This is a genomic window from Frankia sp. RB5 (assembly GCF_059816245.1).
In genome coordinates, this window is sequence record NZ_JCBATA010000139.1 from 1 (window position 1) to 2,491 (window position 2,491).

Below are 2,491 nucleotides of genomic sequence, written 5' to 3' on the forward strand. Positions count from 1 at the left end.
GCCGCCTGCTCGGCGAGCTCCGCCGGCGCGTGCAGCGGCGCCACCACGATGCCGGTGCCGAGCCGCACTCGGCGGGTCCGGGCGGCGGCCGCGGCCAGCAGGGTCAGCGGAGCGGGCAGGTAGTCGTTGTCGAAGCCGTGGTGCTCGGTGGCCCAGACGGCGTCGAGGCCGAGCCGCTCGGCCTCCTCGCACAGCTCGGGGAAGGCGCCGTACAGCTCGGCCGGGTCCCGGCGCCACCGGCGCGGGTTGCGCATATCGAAGTACACACCGACGTCCATCAACCATTACTCTCTGTCATAGAGCGCCGCGGACGGTGGACCGCGTTCCGTCCTGCGCGACTCTAGGACCGTCTTCCGTACGCGGTGCCGTGACCTGCGGCGACGCATCCCATGACCAGATGGTCAACGCGCGGACCTGCGACCACACACGCGTGTGCGGAAAGCGAGTCCAAGGCGACAATGCCACTTGCTGTTCTTAATTATCTGACGCTATCGCGTTCACCTTCTGGAGTCGAGTCACCTCGCGTGACGGAGGCCGCGCTTGTCGCCGCACGGTCCGCGACGGCAAGTCGGTGCGTGCGGTGGGCTGGTCCCGAGCGGGGGCGTGGGTCGACCCCGCCCCGACTGTGGGGATATAACGCTTCTGTGGTGACCGAAATCATACATAGGTATGTGGTGGCGACGGATCGGCGAGCGCGGTGACCGGATGGTCGGACGCGTCCCGGCCAACCGACGCGCCGGCGGGCCCCCCACCGTCCGACGCGGAGTGCGAGGCCGGTCTCCGCCGCCCAGATGGCCGGAGTCGGCGTCTGGGATCGCGTCCCGAACAGGCCGGCGGCCGGGCCGAGCTGCATGTCTGGTCCGGTGGGTTCCATGGGTTCACCGGCCTCGTCCCCGACGCGGCCCTGTCCCGGGCGGCGGTTGCCGCCCGTCGCGGCTGGCTGCGCCGCCTGCTCGGCGGCTGACCCGCCCACGCGTCGACCGGCCAAAGCGCCATTGAGTCCGCCCCCGGCGCGCACGGCGATCCGCGAGATCTAGAGATCAGGAGAACCGCGTGTCCCACACCACCGACGTCGCCGCCGAAGGCCAGCGGGTCGGCCCACTGCCGCCGCTCGACGGGCAGGTCGCCGCCGCCTTGGCCAATCTGGCGGCCCTTGGTACGGGGTCGAACTCGCCGACGACGATGGCGCAACGGCGCGTCCGCGCCCTCAGGGTGCTCCAGCTGGAGGATCTGACCGCCGGCGGCGCCGTCGAGTCGTGGGACATCACGGTTCCAGGCCCGGCGGGGGCGCCGGACCTGACGATGCTGGTGGCCCGGCCGGCGAACGCGCAACGCGGCGCCGCGCTGCCGTTGGTGTACTTCGTGCACGGTGGTGGGATGACGGTCGGTGACCGCCGGCTGGGGTTCAGCGTCGTGGCCGAGTGGTGCGCGCGGCTTGGTCTCGTTGCCACGTCAGTGGAGTACCGCCTCGCTCCCGAGCATCCCTACCCCGAGCCGGTCGAGGACTGCTACGCAGGTCTGCGCTGGGTCTTCGAGCACGCCACCGAACTCGGCGGCGACCCGGAGCGGATCGTCATCGCCGGATCCAGCGCCGGCGGCGGCCTGACCGCGTCACTGGCCCACCTGGCACGCGACCGCGGCGGGCCCGCTCCGATCGGCCAGGTGCTGATGTGCCCGATGCTCGACGACCGCAACAATCTGCCGTCGACGCTGCAGATGTCCGGGCCCGGCATCTGGAACCGCGAAGCCAACGGACAGGGCTGGGCGGCGCTGCTGGGCGACCGGGTCGGCGGCCCGGACGTACCCGCCGCCGCCGCCGGCCGTGCCACGGACCTGACCGGGCTGCCCCCGGCCTTCCTGGACGTCGGCTCGGCGGAGACGATGCGGGACGAGGCCGTCGCCTACGCGTCCGCGATCTGGGCGGCCGGCGGCCAGGCGGAGCTGCACGTCTGGCCCGGCGGGTTCCACGGCTTCGACCTGCTCGCACCCGACACGGCGATCTCACGCAACGCGCGCGAGGCCCGCATCGACTGGCTGCGCCGCCTCCTCGGCCTCTGAACCGGCCGCCCGCCGGCATGCTCACCGGCGCTAGAACAACGCCTGCCGGTCATCCCCTTCATCCCGGATCTGTCTCCCAGCGCGTACCTCCAGCGGCTGAAGACCCAGCCCGGGCCTGCCGGCTCGACCTCCACCTCGATCCGCAAGGGGACGCCCGCAGGCACGCTGACCGGGTGGCGAAACGGGGCGACGGTCCGTCCCCAGCATGTCGAGCTGTCGGGTGCACACGACAGCTCGACGCCGTCGGTCATGGCCGCGGAGTTCTCTTACCCGGGCCCGACAGGACGTGTCCGGGGTGGAAGCCGGAGGCCATCCACCCCGGACACGCCAGGCGGTGCTACCCGATCAGGGAGTCACCATTCCGTCGACGTTCGCCTGCGCCTTGACGAACGTGAAGTCGGACGCCTTCCACCGCGCGTTTCCGTGGAAGTCC

The 2,491-nt window shown here is 71.9% G+C and carries 3 protein-coding genes; 2 read left to right on the plus strand and 1 reads right to left on the minus strand.

All coding sequences use genetic code 11. The annotated features are described in order from the left end of the window. Positions 1–278 (minus strand): LLM class flavin-dependent oxidoreductase (locus tag AC6EXY_RS33140; protein WP_499819007.1); only part of this gene is annotated, 278 nt, incomplete at its 3' end. 419 nt (positions 279–697) lie between these two features. On the opposite strand from AC6EXY_RS33140, the gene AC6EXY_RS33145 reads away from it, so the two are divergent. Both AC6EXY_RS33145 and AC6EXY_RS33150 read left to right on the plus strand, forming a co-directional pair. Beyond that, the gene (locus AC6EXY_RS33145; protein ID WP_207770467.1) at positions 698–964 is read left to right on the plus strand and encodes an alpha/beta hydrolase family protein; all 267 of its coding nucleotides are present in this window, start codon (positions 698–700) and stop codon (positions 962–964) included. 89 nt (positions 965–1,053) lie between these two features. Further along, a complete protein-coding gene (locus tag AC6EXY_RS33150) occupies positions 1,054–2,058 on the plus strand; it encodes an alpha/beta hydrolase (protein WP_499819008.1) in 1,005 nt (334 codons plus the stop codon). Positions 2,059–2,491 lie beyond the last annotated feature (433 nt).